Source organism: Ruegeria sp. D4, assembly GCF_056534475.1.
The window spans coordinates 151316-172617 of the sequence record NZ_JBQFPJ010000006.1 but is presented as its reverse complement, the minus strand read 5'-3'; the positions used below and the strand labels follow the sequence as shown (position 1 = coordinate 172617).

General features: G+C 60.3%; 26 protein-coding genes. 12 read left to right on the top strand and 14 right to left on the bottom strand.

Translation table 11 applies throughout. The annotated features are described in order from the left end of the window. Positions 1-31: 31 nt before the first annotated feature. Together ACR0MI_RS11230 and ACR0MI_RS11225 are read right to left on the bottom strand one after the other, a co-directional pair. Positions 32-256 carry a DUF1150 family protein gene (locus tag ACR0MI_RS11230; protein WP_170614745.1) on the bottom strand — a complete coding sequence of 75 codons (225 nt, stop codon included), beginning with the start codon at positions 254-256 and terminating at the stop codon, positions 32-34. Positions 257-261: 5 nt separating this feature from the next. After that, a complete protein-coding gene (locus ACR0MI_RS11225) occupies positions 262-675 on the bottom strand; it encodes an Hsp20 family protein (protein ID WP_170347844.1) in 414 nt (137 codons plus the stop codon). Between the two features lie 164 nt (positions 676-839). Between ACR0MI_RS11225 and ACR0MI_RS11220 the strand changes: the two genes are divergently transcribed. The 3 genes from ACR0MI_RS11220 to ACR0MI_RS11210 all read left to right on the top strand — a co-directional run bounded on the left by ACR0MI_RS11220 (position 840) and on the right by ACR0MI_RS11210 (position 2677). Then, a complete protein-coding gene (locus ACR0MI_RS11220; RefSeq protein ID WP_037308505.1) occupies positions 840-1064 on the top strand; it encodes a YdcH family protein in 225 nt (74 codons plus the stop codon). Positions 1065-1128: 64 nt separating this feature from the next. Then, positions 1129-1617: a 5-(carboxyamino)imidazole ribonucleotide mutase gene (purE, locus tag ACR0MI_RS11215; protein ID WP_170817181.1), complete on the top strand. Its 489-nt coding sequence runs from the start codon at positions 1129-1131 to the stop codon at positions 1615-1617. Further along, the gene (locus ACR0MI_RS11210; RefSeq protein ID WP_170680919.1) at positions 1610-2677 is read left to right on the top strand and encodes a 5-(carboxyamino)imidazole ribonucleotide synthase; all 1068 of its coding nucleotides are present in this window, start codon (positions 1610-1612) and stop codon (positions 2675-2677) included. Before purE ends, ACR0MI_RS11210 begins: the two co-directional genes overlap by 8 nt. Before the next feature lie 67 nt (positions 2678-2744). Here ACR0MI_RS11210 and ACR0MI_RS11205 read toward each other — a convergent pair whose 3' ends face one another. From ACR0MI_RS11205 to ACR0MI_RS11180, 6 genes are all read right to left on the bottom strand, one after another. Further along, on the bottom strand, positions 2745-3896 hold the full coding sequence (locus ACR0MI_RS11205) for an alpha-D-ribose 1-methylphosphonate 5-triphosphate diphosphatase (protein ID WP_170614748.1): 1152 nt from the start codon (positions 3894-3896) through the stop codon (positions 2745-2747). Continuing rightward, positions 3893-4666: an alpha/beta fold hydrolase gene (locus tag ACR0MI_RS11200; RefSeq protein ID WP_170614749.1), complete on the bottom strand. Its 774-nt coding sequence runs from the start codon at positions 4664-4666 to the stop codon at positions 3893-3895. Before ACR0MI_RS11200 ends, ACR0MI_RS11205 begins: the two co-directional genes overlap by 4 nt. 38 nt (positions 4667-4704) lie before the next feature. Beyond that, complete coding sequence (locus ACR0MI_RS11195; RefSeq protein WP_480854378.1) at positions 4705-5547, bottom strand: DMT family transporter; 843 nt, start codon at positions 5545-5547, stop codon at positions 4705-4707. 238 nt (positions 5548-5785) lie between these two features. Further along, on the bottom strand, positions 5786-7426 hold the full coding sequence (gene groL, locus ACR0MI_RS11190) for a chaperonin GroEL (RefSeq protein WP_170614751.1): 1641 nt from the start codon (positions 7424-7426) through the stop codon (positions 5786-5788). A gap of 55 nt (positions 7427-7481) precedes the next feature. Continuing rightward, positions 7482-7769 (bottom strand): co-chaperone GroES, encoded by a 288-nt coding sequence (locus tag ACR0MI_RS11185; RefSeq protein WP_170614752.1) that lies wholly within the window; start codon positions 7767-7769, stop codon positions 7482-7484. Between the two features lie 174 nt (positions 7770-7943). Further along, the gene (locus ACR0MI_RS11180) at positions 7944-8618 is read right to left on the bottom strand and encodes a DUF2161 family putative PD-(D/E)XK-type phosphodiesterase (protein ID WP_170614753.1); all 675 of its coding nucleotides are present in this window, start codon (positions 8616-8618) and stop codon (positions 7944-7946) included. Between the two features lie 121 nt (positions 8619-8739). Between ACR0MI_RS11180 and ACR0MI_RS11175 the strand changes: the two genes are divergently transcribed. The 7 genes from ACR0MI_RS11175 to ACR0MI_RS11145 all read left to right on the top strand — a co-directional run bounded on the left by ACR0MI_RS11175 (position 8740) and on the right by ACR0MI_RS11145 (position 14916). Then, entirely contained in the window at positions 8740-9720 is a 981-nt protein-coding gene (locus ACR0MI_RS11175; RefSeq protein ID WP_170614754.1) for a TraB/GumN family protein, read from the top strand. 108 nt (positions 9721-9828) lie between these two features. Further along, positions 9829-10749 (top strand): manganese-dependent inorganic pyrophosphatase, encoded by a 921-nt coding sequence (locus ACR0MI_RS11170; protein WP_170614755.1) that lies wholly within the window; start codon positions 9829-9831, stop codon positions 10747-10749. Between the two features lie 241 nt (positions 10750-10990). Beyond that, entirely contained in the window at positions 10991-11866 is an 876-nt protein-coding gene (locus tag ACR0MI_RS11165; protein WP_170817180.1) for a TIGR01459 family HAD-type hydrolase, read from the top strand. A gap of 101 nt (positions 11867-11967) precedes the next feature. Further along, the gene (locus ACR0MI_RS11160; RefSeq protein ID WP_170614757.1) at positions 11968-12411 is read left to right on the top strand and encodes a MaoC family dehydratase; all 444 of its coding nucleotides are present in this window, start codon (positions 11968-11970) and stop codon (positions 12409-12411) included. 68 nt (positions 12412-12479) lie between these two features. Continuing rightward, positions 12480-13412, top strand: coding sequence for a bifunctional riboflavin kinase/FAD synthetase (locus ACR0MI_RS11155; RefSeq protein ID WP_170817179.1), 933 nt, complete (start codon positions 12480-12482; stop codon positions 13410-13412). Further along, positions 13409-13882 (top strand): YcgN family cysteine cluster protein, encoded by a 474-nt coding sequence (locus ACR0MI_RS11150; RefSeq protein WP_170614759.1) that lies wholly within the window; start codon positions 13409-13411, stop codon positions 13880-13882. The genes ACR0MI_RS11155 and ACR0MI_RS11150 overlap by 4 nt, the downstream gene beginning before the upstream one ends. Then, positions 13882-14916: a beta-eliminating lyase-related protein gene (locus ACR0MI_RS11145; RefSeq protein WP_170619553.1), complete on the top strand. Its 1035-nt coding sequence runs from the start codon at positions 13882-13884 to the stop codon at positions 14914-14916. Before ACR0MI_RS11150 ends, ACR0MI_RS11145 begins: the two co-directional genes overlap by 1 nt. Before the next feature lie 35 nt (positions 14917-14951). On the opposite strand, the gene ACR0MI_RS11140 is transcribed toward ACR0MI_RS11145, so the two are convergent. Then, the gene (locus tag ACR0MI_RS11140) at positions 14952-15776 is read right to left on the bottom strand and encodes an alpha/beta fold hydrolase (RefSeq protein ID WP_170614761.1); all 825 of its coding nucleotides are present in this window, start codon (positions 15774-15776) and stop codon (positions 14952-14954) included. Then, positions 15773-16375: a 2-hydroxychromene-2-carboxylate isomerase gene (locus ACR0MI_RS11135; RefSeq protein ID WP_170614762.1), complete on the bottom strand. Its 603-nt coding sequence runs from the start codon at positions 16373-16375 to the stop codon at positions 15773-15775. Before ACR0MI_RS11135 ends, ACR0MI_RS11140 begins: the two co-directional genes overlap by 4 nt. A 107-nt stretch (positions 16376-16482) precedes the next feature. Here ACR0MI_RS11135 and ACR0MI_RS11130 point away from each other — a divergent pair, with 107 nt between their 5' ends. Further along, a complete protein-coding gene (locus tag ACR0MI_RS11130) occupies positions 16483-17502 on the top strand; it encodes a ribose-phosphate pyrophosphokinase (RefSeq protein WP_170614763.1) in 1020 nt (339 codons plus the stop codon). Between the two features lie 68 nt (positions 17503-17570). Then, positions 17571-18020, top strand: coding sequence for a ribose 5-phosphate isomerase B (gene rpiB, locus ACR0MI_RS11125; RefSeq protein ID WP_170614764.1), 450 nt, complete (start codon positions 17571-17573; stop codon positions 18018-18020). Between the two features lie 60 nt (positions 18021-18080). On the opposite strand, the gene ACR0MI_RS11120 is transcribed toward rpiB, so the two are convergent. From ACR0MI_RS11120 to ACR0MI_RS11105, 4 genes are all read right to left on the bottom strand, one after another. Next, positions 18081-18431, bottom strand: coding sequence for an H-type lectin domain-containing protein (locus ACR0MI_RS11120; RefSeq protein ID WP_170614765.1), 351 nt, complete (start codon positions 18429-18431; stop codon positions 18081-18083). A gap of 117 nt (positions 18432-18548) precedes the next feature. Then, positions 18549-18959 (bottom strand): F0F1 ATP synthase subunit epsilon, encoded by a 411-nt coding sequence (locus ACR0MI_RS11115; RefSeq protein WP_480854372.1) that lies wholly within the window; start codon positions 18957-18959, stop codon positions 18549-18551. A gap of 12 nt (positions 18960-18971) precedes the next feature. Beyond that, complete coding sequence (gene atpD, locus ACR0MI_RS11110) at positions 18972-20396, bottom strand: F0F1 ATP synthase subunit beta (protein WP_170614767.1); 1425 nt, start codon at positions 20394-20396, stop codon at positions 18972-18974. 18 nt (positions 20397-20414) lie between these two features. Next, positions 20415-21293: a F0F1 ATP synthase subunit gamma gene (locus ACR0MI_RS11105; RefSeq protein WP_170614768.1), complete on the bottom strand. Its 879-nt coding sequence runs from the start codon at positions 21291-21293 to the stop codon at positions 20415-20417. Positions 21294-21302 lie beyond the last annotated feature (9 nt).

Sequence of the window (21302 nt, the reverse complement as noted above, 5' to 3'; positions counted from 1 at the left end):
GTCACGCTAAAACAGCCGGAGGCGGGGCCGTTCAGTGAACGGCCACCGGTGAAAAGTCATGTTCACGGGCCAGGACAAAGGCCAGTTTCCGGTCGGCGACCAGCGCCAATTGCTGTCCGTCGGAATCGTGAACCGCGTAAAGCTGATCCAGATCACCAGCCTGCTCTCGCACTTCCAAGGGAAGATCGGCAACATCGACCGCTTTGACATACACGATCCGGTCGCCTTCGGTGTTAATCTCAATCGGTGTATTCATTGCTCTTACCCCTTCTTTATGTTGATCGTCTGCACCACGGTTTCCGGCACGGCGCGGGTCAGATCCACGTGCAGCAGACCGTTTTCCATGATCGCCTCGCCGACCTCGACCCCGTCTGCCAGCACAAACATGCGCTGAAACTGACGCGCCGCAATGCCTCGGTGCAAAAAGATACGCCCCTCGCTGTCGTCGCGTTGACGGCCCCGGATCACCAGCTGGCGATCCTCGATGGTGATCGACAGATCTTGTTCCGCGAACCCAGCCACGGCCAGGGTGATGCGATACGAAAAATCCGATGTCTGTTCGATATTGTAGGGCGGGTATCCTTCGTTGCCAGCCTTTGCAGACCGTTCCAGAAGGCGTTCCAACTGCTCGAACCCCAAAAGATGCGGGTATGAGCCAAGAGTAAGTTTTGACACGTTTTCTCGTCCTTTTATGTCAAAGCGACGGGTAGTGCGGCCCCGTTGCGGCAACCGCGTGTAATAGAATATGGGAATATGCAGGGATGTCCACAAGGTCTGGCCCGATAAACCCTGACACACTATCTTGTGTGGAAAGCACCACAACTACGACTGAGTCGCCTATGAATGCGCCTACCGATCTTTCCATGAAAACTGATGAGGTTTTGCGGGTTGAACTTGAGGTGTTCCGACGTCAGCACCGCGATCTGGACGAAGCGATTGAGGCGCTGCAGGCAACGGGTACCTCGGACCAGCTGACCATCAAACGGCTGAAAAAGCAGAAACTGCGGCTGAAGGACATCATCCGGCTGATCGAGGACCGCCTGACCCCCGACATCATCGCCTGACGCATTGCCAGACAGGTGGATTTGGCTATAGTGCGCGCTCTTTGAAAAGCCGGGGAAAATGCGGATGGGTGAGATCAAGGTAGGCATCATAATGGGCAGCCAATCGGACTGGCCCACGATGAAGGAAGCCGCGGATATTCTGGACGAACTGGGTGTTGCCTTCGAGGCGCGCATCGTGTCGGCCCATCGCACGCCGGATCGCCTGTGGGACTATGGCAAAACCGCTGTGTCGCGCGGCTTGCAGGTGATCATTGCGGGTGCCGGCGGGGCCGCGCATCTTCCGGGCATGATGGCTTCGAAGACACGGGTTCCGGTGATCGGAGTGCCGGTTCAGACGCGGGCCCTGTCGGGTGTCGATTCCCTCTATTCCATCGTTCAGATGCCGAAAGGGTTTCCGGTGGCGACCATGGCCATCGGATCGGCGGGTGGTGCCAATGCCGGGTTGATGGCTGCTGGTATCCTGGCCCTGCAGGATGCCGAACTGGCCGGACGGCTGGATGCCTGGCGCGAGGCCCTGTCGGCCTCTATCCCCGAGGAGCCTGCCGATGACTGAAGCATTGCAAACCGGGGCTCGGATCGGAATTCTGGGCGGTGGCCAGCTGGGCCGGATGCTGTCGGTCGCGGCGGCCCGACTGGGGTTTGTCACCCATGTTTATGAGCCGGGCGCGAACCCACCTGCTGGCCACGTCGCCGACCGCGTGACCACTGCCGCCTATGACAATGCCGACGCCCTGCGTGCCTTTGCCGAAGACGTGGATGTCATCACCTATGAGTTCGAGAACATCCCGACCGAGGCACTGGATCTGCTGGAAGCGCATCGCCCCATTCGCCCGGGCCGCGAAGCCCTGCGGGTCAGTCAGGACCGGCTGACCGAGAAGAGCTTTCTGCAGGGACTGGGCCTGAAAACGGCACCCTTCGCCGACATCACAGATCTGGACAGCCTGCGCGCAGCGATTGATGAGATTGGCACACCCGCCATTCTGAAAACCCGCCGGTTCGGCTATGACGGCAAAGGTCAAGCCCGGCTGCGCGCGCCCGACGACGCCGAATCCGCACTGGCCGAAATGGCGGGCGCGCCTGCTATTTTGGAAGGCTTCGTGGATTTCTCGCACGAGGTGTCCGCCATCGCCGCCCGTGGTCTGGACGGTCAGGTTGCCTGTTTCGATCCCGGTGAAAACGTCCACCGTGACGGTATCCTGCATACAACGACCGTACCGGCGCGGCTGTCGCCGTCGCAGCGAACGGATGCCGTGCTGCTGGCGGCCAATATTCTGAACGCGCTGGATTATGTCGGGGTGATGGGCGTTGAACTGTTTGTCACGGCCGAGGGTCTTATCGTCAACGAGATCGCCCCGCGTGTTCACAACTCGGGACATTGGACCCAGAATGGATGCGCCGTGGATCAGTTCGAACAGCACATCCGCGCTGTCGCAGGGTGGCCTCTGGGGGATGGCCAGCGGCATTCCGACGTGGTCATGGAGAACCTGATCGGCGCCGATATGGACCGTGTGCCCGATCTGGCCCGCGAACGGGATGTGGCGCTGCATCTCTACGGCAAGGCCGACGTCAAGGCAGGCCGCAAGATGGGCCATTTCAACCGTGTCATCCGCTGAGGGGTATCGAGCCGGCGTGCGATGCCTCAGTCGAAGCTATTCCTGAACAATAGAAAACGCAGCGCGCTTATGCCACCAGGCGCGCCGCGATGTCCCCGGACATGTAGCTGACGCGCCCACCCGCCAGAGTGGCCGCGACACGGTTGGTGGCGGTTTCCAAGATCACCAGATCGGCCCGTTTGCCCGGTGCAAGCGTGCCGCGATCCGTCAGACCCAGCACCTGCGCAGGCCCTGACGAGACCAGCGCCCAGGCCCCGGCCAAATCCAGCAGACCGCTTTTGGCCAGCATCAGGGCCGCGCGGCGCGGGCTGGGGTAATGGTAATCCGACGCCAGCGCGTCGCACAGGCCGATCGTGATCAGGTCAAGCGCGCTGGCATTGCCTTTGTGCGAGCCGCCCCGCACCACGTTCGGAGACCCCAGTATGACGTGATCACCGGCAGCACGGGCCGCCTCGGCGGCTTCCAGCGTTTCGGGAAACTCTGATATCCGGGCCCCACGCGCGCGCCAGTCTGCCCGGGCCCGGGCCGTGGCGTCGTCATGACTGCCCAACCGGACACCGCGATCGGACAGCTTGGCGCAAAGCTGTTCCAGCGCTGCCGGTACTTCCCCTGACCGGGCATGCATTTCTTGCAGCATTTCGAGATGCGCTTCAGGGCTGCGCCCGGCCTTGAGCGCCTGCCCGGTCAGACGCGGCGGTGTGCGTCCTTGCGCCAGGCGGTCATGCGGCAGATGGTCATTGAACACCACATAAGGCACCTGCCACCGGGCAATACGCTCGGGCAGGTCCGCATAGTCGTCCAGCATGTGGGTTTCAAACCGCAACTGGGGTAACAGATCCGTCACGACGGTATCCCTGACCCCGGCAATCGCGTCAAAGACCTGGCCCGCAAATCCCGGGCCACGCACGCCGCCCTCCCAGCTATGGAACTGGGCCAGCACGGCTGTGGTAATACCATTGGCGGCCAGTTCCGCCTCGGCCGACACCAGACCTTCGGCCATTTGCTTCATCGCTCCGCGACGCGGCGCAAGATGACGCTCAAACCCGTCCCCGTGCAGATCGACGATCCCCGGCAGGATGGTGTATCCCGACAGATCGATCTGCCGTCCGGCCCCCGAGGACTGAATGATCCCGTCCGCCACGGCCAGTTCGGTTCGCGTCACTTCGTGACCTGACACAAGAACATCCGCCCGGGTGAAGGTCAGTTCAAGTGCGGTCATCGCGTCGGCTCCGACAGAGGTTCTGAACAGTCCTCTCCGATACAGATCTCGTCAATGACATTCATGACACCGTCGAGCCAGGTGATCTGCGGATCAAAGCGGCCAAACTCGATAAAATGCAGCGACTGCGCCATGACCCGGGGGTTGTTCATCATGAAGGTATGGGTCACAGGCAACACGATGTGATCGGCCATGCCTGCGACACGGGTGGTTCGCACTGACACCTTTCCATCATCCCGCCCCTCGATCATCGACGAAAACAAAGGGTTCAGCGAGTTTTCTCCCGCGATTACGCCAAGATCGAATTCGACCGGCGGCAACTGGCCGGGAATACCCTCCGGTCCCGTTCCCAGCGCCAACCCGGCGGGACCGTTGAGCATACCGAAGACCTCCCATGAGCCTAGTTCATCAACCAGTTGGCTGCCCTGGTTTGGCGGGCCCAGCATGACCACGCGGCCCAGGTTGTCCGGTGTATTGTCCTGCAGCCAGTACCGCAGAAGAATCCCGCCCATCGAATGGGCCACGACATTTGCGGTCTCGTCCCCGCAGGCGGCAAGGGCGCCCGGCACGGTTTGCCGGGCCAGTTCGGGTATGGGCAGATCCGTTGACGGGTAATCCGGACGCACGACTTTGTAGCCGTGGGCGCTAAACAATTGCTCCATCACCGAAAACGAAGCCTTGGTTCGCGCAAGCCCATGCAGCAAAACAACGCATTTCGCGCTGGCTAAAGATGGAGCGAGGCAAAGAAGCAATACGACCAGAAATCTCATAGCCGCCAGATAAGGCTTATCGTGGATCGTGAAAACCCCTAGCCGGTCTTCCGTCGCGATACGGCCATCGCAATGCCGCCCAGCACCGCGACGGTTCCAAAAGCCAGACGCAGACCTGCCGTTTCCCCCAGCAGGGCAATGCCAGCCGCGATAGCGATGATCGGAACGCTCAGTTGCACCACGGCCGCAGTCGCAGGCAAAAGCTGCGGCAGAACCCGATACCACAGCGCATAACCCAGCCCCGAGGTTACGGCGCCGGACAAAACCGCCAGCGCATACCCAGTGGGTTCCATCTGCCGCGCTCCGCCCAACAAAAACAGCGCAACGGACGTGACCGGCAGGGCCACCACGAAATTGGCAGCTGTTCCCTGCAATGCGTCGGGCTCGGACCGGCCTGCCAGCGAATAAGCGGCCCAGCCCACACCCGCCGCTGTCATCAGCGCGGCGCCGGACAAGTTGACCTGAACAGCACCAGATGGCCACAACACATACCCAAGTCCGAAAAGCGCAATCCCCGCTCCGGCCAGCTGGCGCGCGGTGGGACCCGAACCTGACACGGCGCCAAAGGCAAACATGGAAATCTGTACAACCCCGAACAGGATCAACGCCCCCAATCCCGCATCAAGCGTCAGGTACGCCATCGAAAACCCGATCATATAAATGGACAGTGACCCGGCCCCGATAACTCTGCGCTTGTGAAATACCGGCAGAGGCCCGCCTTGTTGCCGGACCAGCGCCACCAGCATCAAGGCCCCAGACAGAACCCGCACCACAGCAAATCCCGCCGGATCGGCGGCCCCGCTGTCGATTGCCAGCCGGTTCAGGATCGAGTTCGCCGCGAAGGCGCACATGGTCAGGGTGGTCAGCAGGAACAGTCTCATATCAACCGCATAGCCGGTTCGCCGCGAACTGGACAGTCCTTTCCGCAAACACCCGGCGCTTCATCTTTTCCCAAATACTCCCGCCGGAGGCATGGCCGCATCGCGGCCATCGAAACCGAAACGGGGCCGCCCGAAGACGACCCCGTTCCTTTGTACTGTGCGTCCCCGTGAAGCAGCCTGACCATAGGGCCTGGCACCTGTCGGGGTCGTCAGAATTCGCCGGAGCGAATTCGACGTCTTACATCATGCCGCCCATGCCGCCCATGTCGGGCATGCCGCCTGCGGCAGGTGCGTCTTTCTGCGGCTTGTCTGCAACCATCGCTTCGGTGGTGACCAGCAGACCGGCAACCGATGCCGCGTCTTCCAGAGCGGTACGGACAACTTTGGCCGGGTCGATCACGCCAAACGAGAACATGTCGCCATATTCTTCGGTCTGCGCGTTGAAGCCGAAGGCAGCGTCCGAGGATTCGCGAACTTTGCCTGCAACAACCGCACCGTCGACACCTGCGTTCTCGGCGATCTGGCGCAGCGGCGCTTCGATAGCCTTACGAACGATGTTGATACCTGCGTCCTGATCAGCGTTTGCACCCTTCAGAGCTTCCAGTGCTTTACCGGCCTGAACCAGAGCAACACCACCGCCCACAACGACGCCTTCCTGAACGGCAGCGCGTGTTGCGTTCAGAGCATCGTCCACACGGTCCTTACGCTCTTTCACTTCAACTTCGGTCATGCCGCCGACGCGGATAACAGCAACACCGCCTGCCAGTTTGGCAACGCGCTCTTGCAGCTTCTCGCGGTCGTAATCCGACGAAGTTTCTTCGATCTGGGTGCGGATCTGGGCAACACGTGCTTCGATCTCGGCCTTCTCGCCAGCACCGTCGACGATGGTGGTTTCGTCTTTGGTGATTTCGATCTTCTTGGCGGTGCCCAGCATGTCCATGGTCACGGACTCGAGCTTCATGCCCAGATCTTCGCTGATGACCTGACCGCCGGTCAGGATTGCGATGTCCTGCAGCATGGCTTTGCGGCGATCGCCGAAGCCCGGTGCTTTGACAGCAGCAATTTTCAGACCGCCGCGCAGTTTGTTGACAACCAGAGTTGCCAGCGCTTCGCCTTCAACGTCCTCGGCAATGATCAGCAGCGGCTTTTGCGACTGGATCACCTGCTCGAGCAGCGGAACCATCGGCTGCAGCGAGGACAGTTTCTTTTCGTGCAGCAGGATCATGCAGTCGTCGAGTTCTGCGATCATCTTGTCTGCGTTGGTGACGAAGTAGGGCGACAGGTAGCCACGGTCGAACTGCATACCTTCGACAACGTCGGTCTCGGTTTCCAGACCTTTGTTTTCTTCGACGGTGATAACGCCTTCGTTGCCAACCTTCTGCATCGCGTCTGCGATCTGCTGACCGATTTCGGCTTCGCCGTTGGCCGAGATGGTGCCAACCTGAGCAACTTCTGCCGAGTCCTTGACTTCGCGGGAAGCGGCCTTGATGCCTTCAACAACCTTGGCGGTTGCCAGGTCGATGCCGCGCTTCAGGTCCATCGGGTTCAGGCCCGCTGCAACCTGCTTCAGACCTTCTTTGACGATGGCCTGTGCCAGAACGGTTGCGGTGGTGGTACCGTCGCCGGCTTCGTCATTGGTGCGGCTGGCGACTTCTTTCACCATCTGCGCGCCCATGTTTTCGAACTTGTCTTCCAGTTCGATTTCCTTGGCAACCGAAACACCGTCTTTGGTGATGCGCGGCGCGCCGAAGGATTTGTCCAGAACCACGTTGCGGCCTTTGGGGCCCAGGGTCACTTTAACCGCGTCAGCCAGGATGTTCACACCCTTCAGCATACGGTTGCGGGCATCGGTGTCGAACTTGACGTCCTTTGCAGCCATGTCGTTTCTCCTTGAGAAATATGTTGGAAATGAAGATCAGAGAAAGCGCACAGGCTTACTCGATGATCCCCATGATGTCGCTTTCTTTCATCATCAGCAGCTCTTCGCCGCCGACGTTGACCTCGGTGCCCGACCATTTGCCGAACAGGATCTTGTCGCCGGCTTTTACGGCCATTGCGATCAGTTCGCCGCTGTCCTTGCGTGCGCCTTCGCCGGTTGCAACGACTTCGCCTTCGCTGGGCTTTTCTTTTGCGCTGTCAGGAATGATCAGGCCGCCTGCTGTTTTCTCTTCGCTTTCAACGCGACGGACCAGCACACGGTCATGAAGCGGTTTCAATGCCATCTTTGCAGCTCCTTGGGCTCAAAGTTTGTTTATCCTCCCCTCACCTAACGGCGAGGCATTAGCACTCGGGTCATCCGAGTGATAACGACGCATAGCTAGGGAGTTGGAAAGGCCGAGTCAACAAGATGTGAGAAACTTTTTGCGTCCGGGATTCCAGCGGGGCCGTTTCGGGCTTCAGTCCTGCTGTTCCCAGCTGTAGGCCCAGTGCTTCAGCCCCTCGGATCCACAGGCCGACAATTGGTAGACCCCCTTTTCGACTTTTTCGAACCAGCCATAGTGATTGTCGCGCATGATGCGCGTCGCCCCGGTAACTCCGGTTGCGCTGGCCACGTCAGATCCCTTGGTCGCGCCGCATTCCGCCAGATGGGCCGCACATTTCAGGGCGTCTTGGCGGTACCCGGTCACGATTCCGTGCCGCGTGGCCCCGCCCGCATTCGGGTCTCCTTGCAGCCGGTCGAATTCCCGCAACAACCGCGCGGCCCTTACCTTGTTCTTGCGAGGCGCGTACGGCCCCGGGTCGCAATGCACCTCGGCCCGGCCATCTTCCCGGACGGTAATCAGGCCCAAACCCAGCCTGCGGCATAAGGACAGATTATCCCTCAGCGCCCGCCTTGCGGTCCGGCCCTTCGGTTTGCGCACACCGACATAGACCTGATCGGTTACTTTCAGGCGCGCGATCGCCTGATGAAACAGGGCCAGCGAAAACCCCAGCTTCAGCTCGACAATGACCGGATCATCGCCGTCGCGCGCGGCAACGATATCGGCTGCGCCGACCTCGCCCTTGACAGTGTATCCCTGACGCTCAAGCAACGCCTTGATCGGCGGGTATAGGTCCTGTTCGCGCTTCATCTCACCATGCTAGGCTATTCGGCCGGGATTGCCAGACGTTGCCAGTCCCTTCAGCTTGCGCATCGCCGAAAGGAAAGGCAATGTCGCGCCCGGTAGGATGACCGTCAAAGCAGGGAAAACGATGCGCCTTCTTATATTTCTGTTGTGCCTGATCTTGCCTGCCAGCCTTCACGCCGCTTGCGAAGGCCGCGACCTGAGGGCGGACATGACACCCGAGATGGCGACCCGCCTTGAACACGCCTTGGACGGCATCCCCTTTCCCGAAGGCAACCACTGGGTTGCCGTGAGGGGCGACACGGTAATGCATCTGATCGGAACCCTGCACGTCAATGACCCGCGCATGTCCGCCGTGGTCGAGCGGTTGGAACCGCTCCTGAAAGACGCCGACGCCTTTTTCTTTGAAACCTCGCAGGCCGAGATGAAAGCGTTCGAGCAGGCTCTGGCCAAGGACCCCAGCCCTTTGCTGATCACATCGGGGCCGACTCTGATTGATCTGATGTCGGCCGAGGATTGGGCCGCCCTGTCAGCCACCTTGGCCAAACGCGGCATTCCCGCCTGGACCGCCGCCAAGTTGCGCCCCTGGTTTTTGAGCCTGACATTGGGCGTGCCATCCTGCGTCGCCCAGACCCCGGACGGAGACCGCGGCATGGATGCACGCCTGTCCGAACTCGCCGATACTCACGGTATCCCGCAGCATTCGCTGGAACAGGTCGAAGATGTCATTGCGATGTTCGAGAGCCATCCGATCGAAGAACAGGCCCAGTCACTGGCCCGGCTTGCCGGCGCGCTGGAGGCCAGCGAAGACCAGTTGGCCACGATGACCAACGCCTATCTGGAAGAAAAACATGCCGAAATCATCCAGCTTTCCTTGCTGCAGGGGTTCGACGCATCAGGTCTGACGCAGGAAGAATTTGATGCCGAATGGAAGGCGTTCGAGCAGCAATTGCTGATCCAGCGCAACGACAACTGGCTGAAGCACATTCTGGAACTGAAGAACCAAACGGCCGTCATCGCCGTGGGTGCGGGGCATCTGGCAGGTCAGCAGGGGTTGTTGCATCAATTACAGCTTGCGGGCTTCACGCTGACCCGCGCGCCCTTTTGATCTGACAGTCAGATTTGACGAACAGTCGCATCTGGCGCACAGCCGGGTGACAAGCTTGTCTGTCCACCCTATAAGGCCCGCAAAATCCCATTTCTGCAGGACACTGACATGACAATCCAGGTTTTCGGCCACAAGTCCCCCGACACTGACTCGACCGGCTCGCCCATTCTGTGGGCCTGGTATCTGAACGAAATCCAGGGCGAGAAAGCCGAGCCCGTGCTGCTGGGCGAACCCAATACCGAAGCCGCCTTCATGCTGCGCCACTGGGATCTGCCGAAACCGCGGATCATCGAAGACGTGAGTGAGGGCGCTCCGGTCGTCATCGTCGACACCAACAACCCCGCCGAGCTGCCTGCCGGTATCAACGGCGCCGATATCCGCGCCATCATCGACCACCACAAGCTGGTTGGCGGCCTGGAAACCAAAGGCCCGATCGACATTACCGTTCGCCCACTGGCCTGTACCGCAACCATTATGATCGACCTGATCGGGGATGACGCGGCCAAGATGCCTGACGCCATCAAAGGCGCGGCGCTGACCTGCATTCTGTCCGATACGCTGGAGTTCCGCTCGCCGACCACGACCCCACGCGATCGTGCGGTCGCGGAAAAGCTCGCCGCCGAACTTGAGTTGGATATCTCGGAATACGCTGCCGACATGTTCGCCGCGAAGTCGGACGTTTCGTCCTTTTCCGACGCGGAATTGATCCGCATGGACAGCAAAGAATACGAGGTCGACGGCACCAAATTCCGCGTCTCGGTTCTTGAAACCACCGCGCCCGGTGTGGTTCTGGACCGCAAGGACAGCCTGGCAGGCTCGATGGCGGATGTAGCCCGGGAAGATGGTGTGGATCAGGTTCTGCTGTTCGTTGTGGACATCCTGAACGAAGAAGCCACCCTGTTGGTTCCGAACGATCTGGTCAAATCCGTTGCCGAAAAAAGCTTTGGCGCCTCGGTCGACGGCGATGCCGTGGTTCTGCCCGGTATCATGAGCCGCAAGAAACAGATCATCCCGAACCTCAAGGTCTGACACCGAACTCTTTACAGAAAGTCAGGCGCCTTTATCGGGCGCCTGTTTTTTTTGCGAGGCTCTGCCTCGCGCTCCGGGATATTTTTGGCCAGATGAAGTTTGGATCCCCTGCTTCATCTGGCTGAAAGTATCCTGGGGGAGACGCCCGAAGGGCGGCGGGGGCAAAGCCCCTACTGGCCAAACCGGTATTCCTCTGCCATAGGCTTTGATGACTTTCCCACCGCGTCAACAGGGGCCTGACATGACACAGATCATCCAATCGATTGCCGAGGTTTCCGACCGCTACAAAGCTCTGTTCGTTGACCTGTGGGGCTGCGTGCACAATGGCATTACAGCCTTCCCCGAAGCGGTTGCTGCGCTGCAAACTTACCGCGCGTCGGGTGGTTTGGTGGTTCTGGTCACAAACTCACCAAAACCCCGTGCCGGTGTGGCAGTGCAACTGACGCAGTTCAACGTACCCGCCGACGCATATGACACCATCGCCACCAGTGGCGACTCGGCCCGGTCGGCCATGTTCCGAGGCACGGTTGGTCGGAAAGTCTATTTCATGGGCGAATGGGAGCGCGACGAAGGGTTCTTTGAACCACTCAAGCTGTTGCATCACCCAATCCAGATCGAACGGGTGCCGCTGGATGAAGCCGAAGGAATTGTTTGCTGCGGCCCGTTCGACCCCATGGCGGACCCGGCGGTCAACCGGGCCGATTTTCTGTACGCCAAACAAAAAGGGCTGAAGCTGCTCTGCGCAAACCCCGATATTGTCGTGGATCGTGGTGAAGTGCGGGAATGGTGTGCAGGGGCTCTGGCCCGCCTTTACACCGAAATGGGCGGTGAGAGCCTGTATTTTGGCAAGCCTCATCCGCCGATTTATGATTTGGCCCGGCGCAGGTTGCAGGAACTGGGCGCGGATATCGCTGATGCCGATATTCTGGCAATCGGTGACGGTCCACATACGGACATCGCCGGCGGCATAGGGGAAGGGATTGATTCCCTGTTCATATCCGGCGGTCTGGCTGCATCCGAGACAAAAACGTCATACCAGCCTGACCCGGATGCGCTAAACAGCTATATTGAAAAAGAAAAAATAAACCCAACCTATTCGATCGGCCGTCTGAGGTAATAAAATAAGGCTTGATTTTCTGCACTTGCGAAGTAATAAAGTTGCCAATCGATGGCTACGGGCGGTTTTTTATTTCTCCGCCAACTGCAAGTGAGGGCAACATGTTGGACAATCTTCCGCGCGGAACGATCTGTATCGAAGACATTGAAATGGGCATGAGCCGCCACCTGCGCAAAGTGGTGACGGACGAGGACATCGAGATGTTTGCCCAGGTGTCGACCGACCGGAACCCGGTTCATCTGGACGACGATTATGCCCGCGACACGATTTTCGAAGGGCGCATCGCGCATGGGATGCTGACGGCCGGCCTGATTTCGGCGGTAATCGGTGAGCAGCTGCCCGGTCACGGTACCGTATACATGGGCCAGTCGCTGAAGTTTCTGGCTCCGGTCCGCCCCGGCGACATGGTTTATGCCGAGGTCAAGGTCATCGACATCGACTTTTCGAAGCGGCGCGTCAAGCTGGACTGCCATTGTTCTGTCGAAGGCAAAAAGGTTTTGGTTGGCGAAGCCATGGTTCTGGCCCCCTCGCGGAAATTTGACTGAGGCGAACTCTGTCTGATCTGCTATCGGCAGGTCTTGAACCCGCCTCTCAGTCCCGCTAGGCAGACGCCATGCGCATCATCCGGGATTTTCAGTTTGTCGAGCCTCAGGACCGGGGCGCCAGCGTGGCGATCGGGAACTTTGACGGCGTTCATATCGGCCATCGGTCGGTCATCGAACTGGCGCGCAAGGCCGCGCCAGATGCGCCCTTGGGTGTCATGACGTTTGAGCCGCATCCACGCGAGTTTTTCGCGCCAGACAGCCCCCCTTTCCGCCTGATGCGCGGCAACAGCAGGGCGCATCGGCTGGAAAAACTTGGGGTGCAGAAGCTGTATGAGCTGCCCTTCAACAGTGCGCTGGCCGGCCTGACCCCCGAGGAATTCGCGCGCGATGTCATTTGCAAAGGCCTGGGTCTGGCGCATGTGGTGGTGGGGGCCGATTTCTGTTTTGGCAAGGGACGCAGCGGCACAGCCGATGACATGGTCCGGTTTGGCCGGGGCATGGGGTTTGGTGTCACCATCGCGCCGCTGAAGGAACGGTCCGAGCATGTGGTCTCATCCACCGCGATCCGACAGGCGCTGAGTGACGGACGCCCGCGCGACGCCGCCTCGATGCTGGGTCACTGGCATCGGATCGAAGGCGAGGTCATCGGCGGGGAACAACGCGGGCGCGAACTGGGTTTTCCGACGGCCAACATGTCCATCGAAGGGCTGCACCCGCCGAAATTCGGCGTCTACGCGGTGCTGGTTGACGTTCTGGATGGACCCAATCAGGGCAGCTATCGCGGTGCCGCATCTGTTGGGACACGCCCGATGTTCAATGGCGCAGCGCCGAATATCGAGACCTTTCTGTTCGACTTCTCGGGCGATCTTTACGGTGCCACATTGTCGGTGGGGCTGGTGGACTATCTGCGCCCGGAAATGACGTTTGAGGGGCTGGACGGGCTGGTCGCGCAGATGGATGCGGATTGTGCCCGTGCCCGCGAGGTTCTGGCGGGCCAATGAAACAAGACCCGATCGAACGCGGCGGCCTGTCGCATCGCTTTTGGGAGCGTAAGCCCCTGCGTCGCCTGAACCAGCGCGAATGGGAGGCCCTGTGTGATGGCTGCGGCAAATGCTGCCTGAACAAGCTGGAAGATGAAGACACGGGCGAGGTCGCCCTGACCTGCGTCGCCTGCCGCCTGCTGGACGACGAAAGCTGCCGCTGCACGCAATACGACATCCGCCATCAGTTCGTGCCGGAATGCATCGTGATGACCCCGGACAATATTGACGATCACGCCTATTGGCTGCCGCAGACCTGTGCCTACCGGCTGCTGTGGGAAGGCAAGCCCTTGTATGACTGGCACCCCTTGATATCGGGGACGCCGGACAGCGTTCATGCGGCCGGGGTTTCCGTTCAGGGGCGCACCGTTTCCGAATTCGAGACCCCTCTGGAAGAGTGGGAAGACCATATTATCGAGGAGCCCGTCTGATGTTTTTCGCCTCTGACAATTCCGGACCAGTCCATCCCGAAGTGCTGACCGCGCTTAGTGAAGCCAATCAGGGCTATCAGATGGCCTATGGCGCAGACACGCTGATGAACGAGGTGCGCGACCGGATCCGGGGCGTCTTCGAGGCGCCGGGCGCGGCGGTATACCTGGTGGCGACAGGCACGGCTGCAAACTCGCTGGCGCTGGCGACACTGGCGAACCCTTGGGACACCGTCTTTTGCTCGCCTGTCGCGCACATTCACGAGGATGAGTGCAACGCGCCCGAGTTCTACAGCGGCGCCAAGCTGACGCTGGTGCCCGGCGGCGACAAGATGCAGCCAGAGGCATTGCGCAGCAGCATTCTGGGCGAGGAGACCCGCGGCGTACATGGTCCGCAGCGCGGCCCTGTATCGATCACTCAGGTGACCGAGCGCGGTTCTGTCTATTCGCTCGCCGAATTGCAGGGGCTGTGCGGTGTGGCACGGGAATACGGCCTGCCGGTGCATCTTGACGGGGCACGGTTCGCCAATGCTCTGGTCGCGCTGAACTGTTCCCCTGCCGAAATGACGTGGAAAGCCGGGGTGGACGCCGTAAGCTTTGGCGGCACCAAGAACGGACTAATGGGCGTCGAAGCCGTTGTTTTCTTTGACGAAAGCAAAGCCTGGGAATTCGAATTGCGCCGCAAGCGGGGCGCGCATCTTTTTTCCAAACACCGTTATCTGTCGGCACAGATGGCGGCCTATCTGCGGGACGATCTGTGGCTGCGCGCAGCCCGGCAGGCGAACGCGAATTGCGCAAGGCTGGCGGCAGGATTGCAGGCGGCCGGTGCGGATTTCCTGCACGAGCCGCAAGCCAATATCGTTTTCGCCCGTTTCCCGAGGCACCTGCATCGTCGACTGCACGAAAAGGGCGCGGTCTACCACATGTGGGGTGATGAACTGGACGGGGCGGATGAAGACGAGATGCTGGCCTGCCGCCTTGTCTGCGACTGGTCCATCAGTGCGGAACAGATCGACCGGTTTCTGGCCCTTTTCTGACGGTTGTCAGGGGCGTCGCCCCCGCCGCAGCAAATTCAGACAGAAGAGGCTAGCGGAATGCGGAAGAACTCCGACAGGCTGCGCGCCGTCTCTTTTGGATGGGAAATCGGCAGCATGTGCCCTGCCCCCGGGATGAGTTCGGTGGTTGCCGCAGGCAGAAGGCGTTGCAGGCTGTTGCATATTGCGGGGATGACCGGGTGCGTCAGCGATCCGCTGAGGATCCGGACCGGCATCTGGGCGCGTTCCAGTTTTCCCGGTTGCAACAGGCCCGCACCGTCCTTGTATAGGGCATTGTTGGAGGCCGGGACTACATGCACCCCGCGGATCATTGCGGCGCGGGTACGGTCCGGCAGATCCGCCCAGCGGGGGCTGTCCTGTGTGCTCCACATGCGGTTGAACAGGCGGGCTGCCTGCGATGCGTTGCCTGCGGCGAGCGCGGAGACAAACGGTTCTGCATCTCGCTCATGCTGATCGTAGAGGTCTGGGGCGTCCAGCTTTGCCAGGGCAAAAAAGACCGGCTCGATCAGAATAGCGCGGCGCACGAGGTCGGGGTGTTCGACCGCCAGGCGCAATGCGATCATCGCACCAAAGGAGTGGCCGATCACATCCATCGGTTTTTGCAGCTGGCTGGCCGCCAGTTCGGTCATCCGGTCAAAAAAGTCGCCCCGCCCGTCCCAATCGGGGCTGCGGCCGTGTGACAGCATGTCCGGCGCAATCAGGCTTGCCTGCGCGCTCAGCGCAGCTGCAAGGCCCGACCAGGCGCCGGAATGGGCAATGGTGCAGTGCAGGGCGAGCATCTGGTGCGCGCCCTTGCCCAGTGCTCGCACAAAGACTTCTTGCGGCAGGGTACGGCCTGTCATGCCTTCAGCGTCGACAGGTGCCGGTCCAGATCGTCCAGCCTGTCCTGCCCCCAGAACCGCTGGTCATCCGGGGTGATATAAAACGGCGCGCCGAACACGCCGCGATCGACGGCCTCTTCAAGATTGGCGGCGTAGGTTTCCGCACCCACAAGCAGGCCGCTGTCGGCAAGTCCGGGATCGAACCCGGCCTTTGACAGGCAATCGCGGATCACATCATCCTGAGCGATGTCCTTTTCCTCGGCCCAGCAGGCACGCAGGATCGAATGGCAAAGCTGCCCGACATCGCCGGACCCGTCCTGAACGGCGGCGATCACGGCGTAGGATGAGGGGGCCATATTCGTTGGCCAGTGCGCGGGTTGCAGGTTGAATTCCATTCCCAGATTTCTGGACTGGCGCAGCAATTCCTGAGCCCGGTATTCGATGCGAGAGATGTGCCGATCCTTCGGCGGAACCCCACCAGTGCGCGAGAACAGAGCGATAATGTCCAACGGCTTGTAGTTGATCGTCGCACCGTGCTTTGCCGCGATCTCTTCCAGCCGGGTTCCGGCCAGATAGGAATAGGGCGAGAGTGTCGCAAAATAGTAGTCAATCTGGGTCATGTGCACTTTCTCCGCTGCGTTACCTTTGCGGGACGGTAAGGCCATGCTAAGCGGTGTCAACATCACGAATCTGTCACATTGCCATTGCTGCCCGGGGACCTCAGCCGATGCCGACACTTCACGAACCCAAGCTAATCGCTGGGAACGCCAACCTTCCGCTTGCCAAAACCATAGCCCGCCGCATGAGCCTTTACCGCGGCGTCGATCAGGGGCTGGTCGATGCGCGGGTCGAACGGTTCAATGATGGCGAGATCTTCGTCGAGGTGTTCGAGAATGTGCGCGGCGAGGACATGTTCATCATCCAGCCGACCTCGAACCCGGCCAATGACAACCTGATGGAACTTCTGATCATCGCCGACGCGCTGCGTCGGTCGTCGGCCCAGCGGATCACTGCCGTGATCCCCTATTTCGGGTATGCCCGTCAGGACCGCCGCACAAAGGCGCGTACGCCGATCTCTGCCAAGCTGGTCGCCAACATGCTGACCGGTGCCGGAATCGAGCGGGTCCTGACCATGGACCTGCACGCGGCCCAGATTCAGGGTTTCTTCGATATTCCGGTGGACAACCTCTATGCCTCGCCGATCTTTGCCCTGGATGTGAAACACCAGTTCAAGGACAGCCTGGATGAAATCATGGTGGTGTCGCCCGACGTCGGCGGCGTGGCCCGTGCGCGCGAACTGGCCAAACGGATCAACGCCCCCCTGTCGATCGTGGACAAACGCCGCGAGAAAGCCGGTGAAGTGGCCGAGATGACCGTAATCGGCGACGTCAAGGACAAGATCTGCCTGATCGTGGACGACATGTGCGACACTGCCGGTACGCTTTGCAAAGCGGCGCAGGTGCTGCTGGATAATGGTGCGAAAGAGGTGCACTCTTACATCACCCACGGCGTCATGAGCGGCCCGGCGGTCGAACGTGTGACCAACTCGGTCATGAAGTCGCTGGTTCTGACCGACACGATCCAGCCCACCGACGCAATCGCCAAGGCCAAGAACATCCGGATCGTACCGACGGCACCGATCTTTACCCAGGCGATCCTGAACATCTGGAACGGCACAAGTGTTTCTTCGCTGTTCGAAGACAAGACACTGACACCAATCTACGAATCCCTGTATCAGATGAACTGACCGGAAAAGGGGCGCCTGGACAGGGCCCACCTTTCTTACACGCATATCTTAGAACGGACAGCCTTTTCATGACTGACAACAAACGCGTCGTCCTTTCCAGTGACCATGCCGCCATCGGACTGCGCCAGGCAATCGCCGCACATATCGCGGACGCCGGATGGGAGGTCGTGGATATCGGCCCGACCACTCCGGAAAGCACACACTATCCCCTGCATGGCAAGGCCGCTGCCGAGCGCGTCGCCTCGGGCGATTGTGCGCTTGGCATCCTGTTGTGTGGCACCGGTCAGGGCATCATGATGGCAGCCAACAAGGTGCCGGGCATCCGTTGCGGTGTGTGTTCCGACACATTCTCAGCCCGGATGATCCGGCAGCACAATGATGCCAACATGCTGTCCATGGGCGCGCGCGTCATTGGCGAAGGTCAGGCGCTGGATATCGTGGACGCGTTTTTGGGGGCCGCGTTCGAAGGTGGCCGCCACGCAACACGCGTGGACATGATCGAAGGCACCGACGCGTAAGAAACGGGCTTCAGGTGAGCAGTTGACGACAAGAGCGCGGCTTCCGTTCTGAAGGAGCGCTCAGGATATATGCCAGTCATCCTCGTGCGGCACCTCGCCAATCGCGGTCCACGAGGCGCGGATGCGGGCAACGCGCGTATCCGACCAGGTGCGGAAGACGGCGCAGAACCCTTCGGGCGTAATGTTCTCGGCCTTGATTTCGGCGCGCAGCGCCGAGGACGTGTCCACATCCCACAGCGAAATGCCGATCTGTACCATCGGTGCCGAGCGAAACGGTTGGCTGAATGCAACGGTTGTCCGGCGTTCCCGCGCCCCCTCGCCTGTCCACATTTCACCGCCATTGGCAAAATCGGAAAACAACAGGGCCTCGCCTTGATCAATGCCAATCGGATGGGTTTGAAAAGTTTTCATTCTGTCGTCGTTGTTCTTGAATTCCCGCAACTTATTCCGGCATTCGGGCAAAAGCACGACAAAAAAACGGCCCCGCAAACGCGAGGCCGTTCTAATTCATAAGCGATCAAGCCCGCGTTACAGGCTCATATGCGTTCCAAGCGCTTCCATGTCGGCCAGCAGTTTGGCCGCGTCGTCGACCATGGTCTGATCGTCGCCACCTTTTGCCGCTTCGTGCGACTCGCGGGCCTCGGCGATCAGATCGTCGATATGCGCACGGGTCACTTCTGAAACCGGAATGGCCTTTTCGGCCAGAACCGACAAGCTGTCACCGTTGATCTGGGCAAACCCGCCGGTGACCAGATATTCGCTGGACCCTTCGGGCGCCTCAACCTTCAGCAGACCGGGGCGCAGTGTGGTGATGGTGGGGGCATGATCGGGCATTGCCGTCATGTCCCCGTCCGCGCCGGGAATCTGGACCGCCGTCACCGCGAGCGAAGCAAGGCTCCGCTCCGGGCTGACGAGGTCGAATTGCATCGTGTTTGCCATCAGGGTTTCTCCTTAGGCAGCCGCTGCAGCCATCTTCTCGGCCTTGGCGATCACGTCTTCGATGCCGCCGACCATCAGGAAGGCCGCTTCGGGCAGGTGATCGTATTCGCCGGCCACAACGGCCTTGAACGACGAGATGGTGACATCCAGAGGAACCTGAACACCAGGCGAACCGGTGAAGACTTCGGCCACGTCGAACGGCTGCGACAGGAAGCGTTCGATCTTACGGGCACGGGCCACGGTCAGCTTGTCCTCTTCCGACAGTTCGTCCATGCCGAGAATGGCGATGATGTCCTGCAGCGACTTGTAGCGCTGGAGGATCTGCTGAACGTCGGTCGCAACCTTGTAGTGCTCTTCGCCAACGATGGCCGGGTCGAGCAGACGCGAGGTCGAGTCGAGCGGGTCAACCGCAGGGTAGATACCCTTTTCCGAGATCGCACGGTTAAGAACGGTAGTCGCGTCCAGGTGCGCAAACGAAGTTGCCGGCGCGGGGTCGGTAAGGTCGTCCGCAGGCACGTAGATCGCCTGAACCGAGGTGATCGAACCAGCTTTGGTCGAGGTGATGCGTTCCTGCAGGGCACCCATGTCGGTCGCAAGTGTCGGCTGATAGCCCACCGCCGAAGGAATACGACCCAGCAGAGCCGAAACCTCGGAGCCCGCCTGCGTGAAGCGGAAGATGTTGTCGACGAAGAACAGAACGTCGGTACCGGACTGGTCGCGGAACTGCTCGGCCAGGGTCAGACCGGTCAGAGCAACACGCGCACGCGCTCCCGGAGGTTCGTTCATCTGACCGTAAACCAGGGCCACCTGCGATTCCGACAGGTTGTCCGGCTTGATAACGTTCGATTCGATCATCTCGTGGTACAGGTCGTTCCCTTCACGGGTCCGTTCACCAACACCCGCGAACACCGAGAAGCCCGAGTGCACTTTTGCGATGTTGTTGATCAGTTCCATGATCAAAACGGTTTTACCAACGCCGGCGCCGCCGAACAGGCCGATCTTACCGCCCTTTGCGTAGGGGGCCAGCAGGTCAACAACCTTGATGCCGGTGACCAGAACTTCGGATTCGGTCGACTGTTCCGCAAAGGTCGGTGCGGGCTGGTGGATCGCGCGGGCTTCTGTCGCCTCAACCGGGCCTTTTTCGTCGATCGGCTCGCCGACCACGTTTAGGATGCGGCCCAGAGTAGCGTTGCCGACGGGAACCGAGATCGGTGCGCCGGTGTCGGTCACTTCTTCGCCACGGACCAGACCTTCGGTCGCGTCCATCGCGATGGTGCGGACAGTGTTTTCACCCAGGTGCTGAGCAACTTCCAACACCAGGCGCTTGCCGTTGTTGGTGGTTTCCAGCGCGTTCAGAATTTCAGGCAGCTGATCGTCGAAGTGCACGTCGACGACGGCCCCGATGATCTGTGTGACTTTGCCTTTTGCATTCGCCATGTTTCGTCTCCGGTTTTCTTACAGCGCTTCGGCGCCGGAAATAATTTCAATCAGCTCGTTGGTGATTACGGCCTGACGCGAGCGGTTGAACTGGATCGTCAGCTTGTCGATCATTTCACCCGCGTTACGTGTCGCGTTGTCCATCGCGGACATCCGTGCACCCTGTTCGGACGCTCCGTTTTCGAGCAGAGCCGAGAAGATCGCGGTCGCAACCCCCTTGGGCAGCAAGTCGGCCAGGATGGCCTCTTCGCTGGGCTCGTAGTCGAAAATGGCACCGCTGTCGTCACCTGCCGCTTCGTCCTCGAACGAGGCGGGGATGACCTGCTGTGCCGTCGGGATCTGGGTCACAACGTTGACGAACTTCGAGTAGAAGATCGTGGCCACGTCGAACTCTCCCCCGTCGAAACGAGACAGGACGTCCTTGGCGATGTCTTGCGCGTTGGAATACCCCAGACGCTTGACCTCGCTCAGGTCGATATGTCCAACGAACAGATCGCCAAAATCACGCTTGAGCGCGTCGCGGCCTTTCTTGCCGACGGTCAGAACTTTGACCGTCTTGCCATTCAGGCGCAGCTCTTCCGCCTTTTGACGGGCCAGCTTGGCGATGTTCGAGTTGAAGCCGCCACACAGGCCGCGTTCAGCTGTCATCACAACCAGCAGATGGACATCATCACTGCCCGTACCACGGAGCAGCTTGGGGGCGCTGTCGCTGCCCCCGACCGAAGCCGCCAGCCCCGCCATCACGGCATTGAACCGCTCGGCATAGGGGCGCGAGGCTTCGGCAGATTCCTGGGCGCGGCGCAGTTTTGCTGCCGCGACCATCTGCATGGCCTTGGTGATCTTGCGGGTCGATTTGACCGACTCGATCCTGTTTTTAAGGTCCTTCAGACTAGGCATCGGAACCCC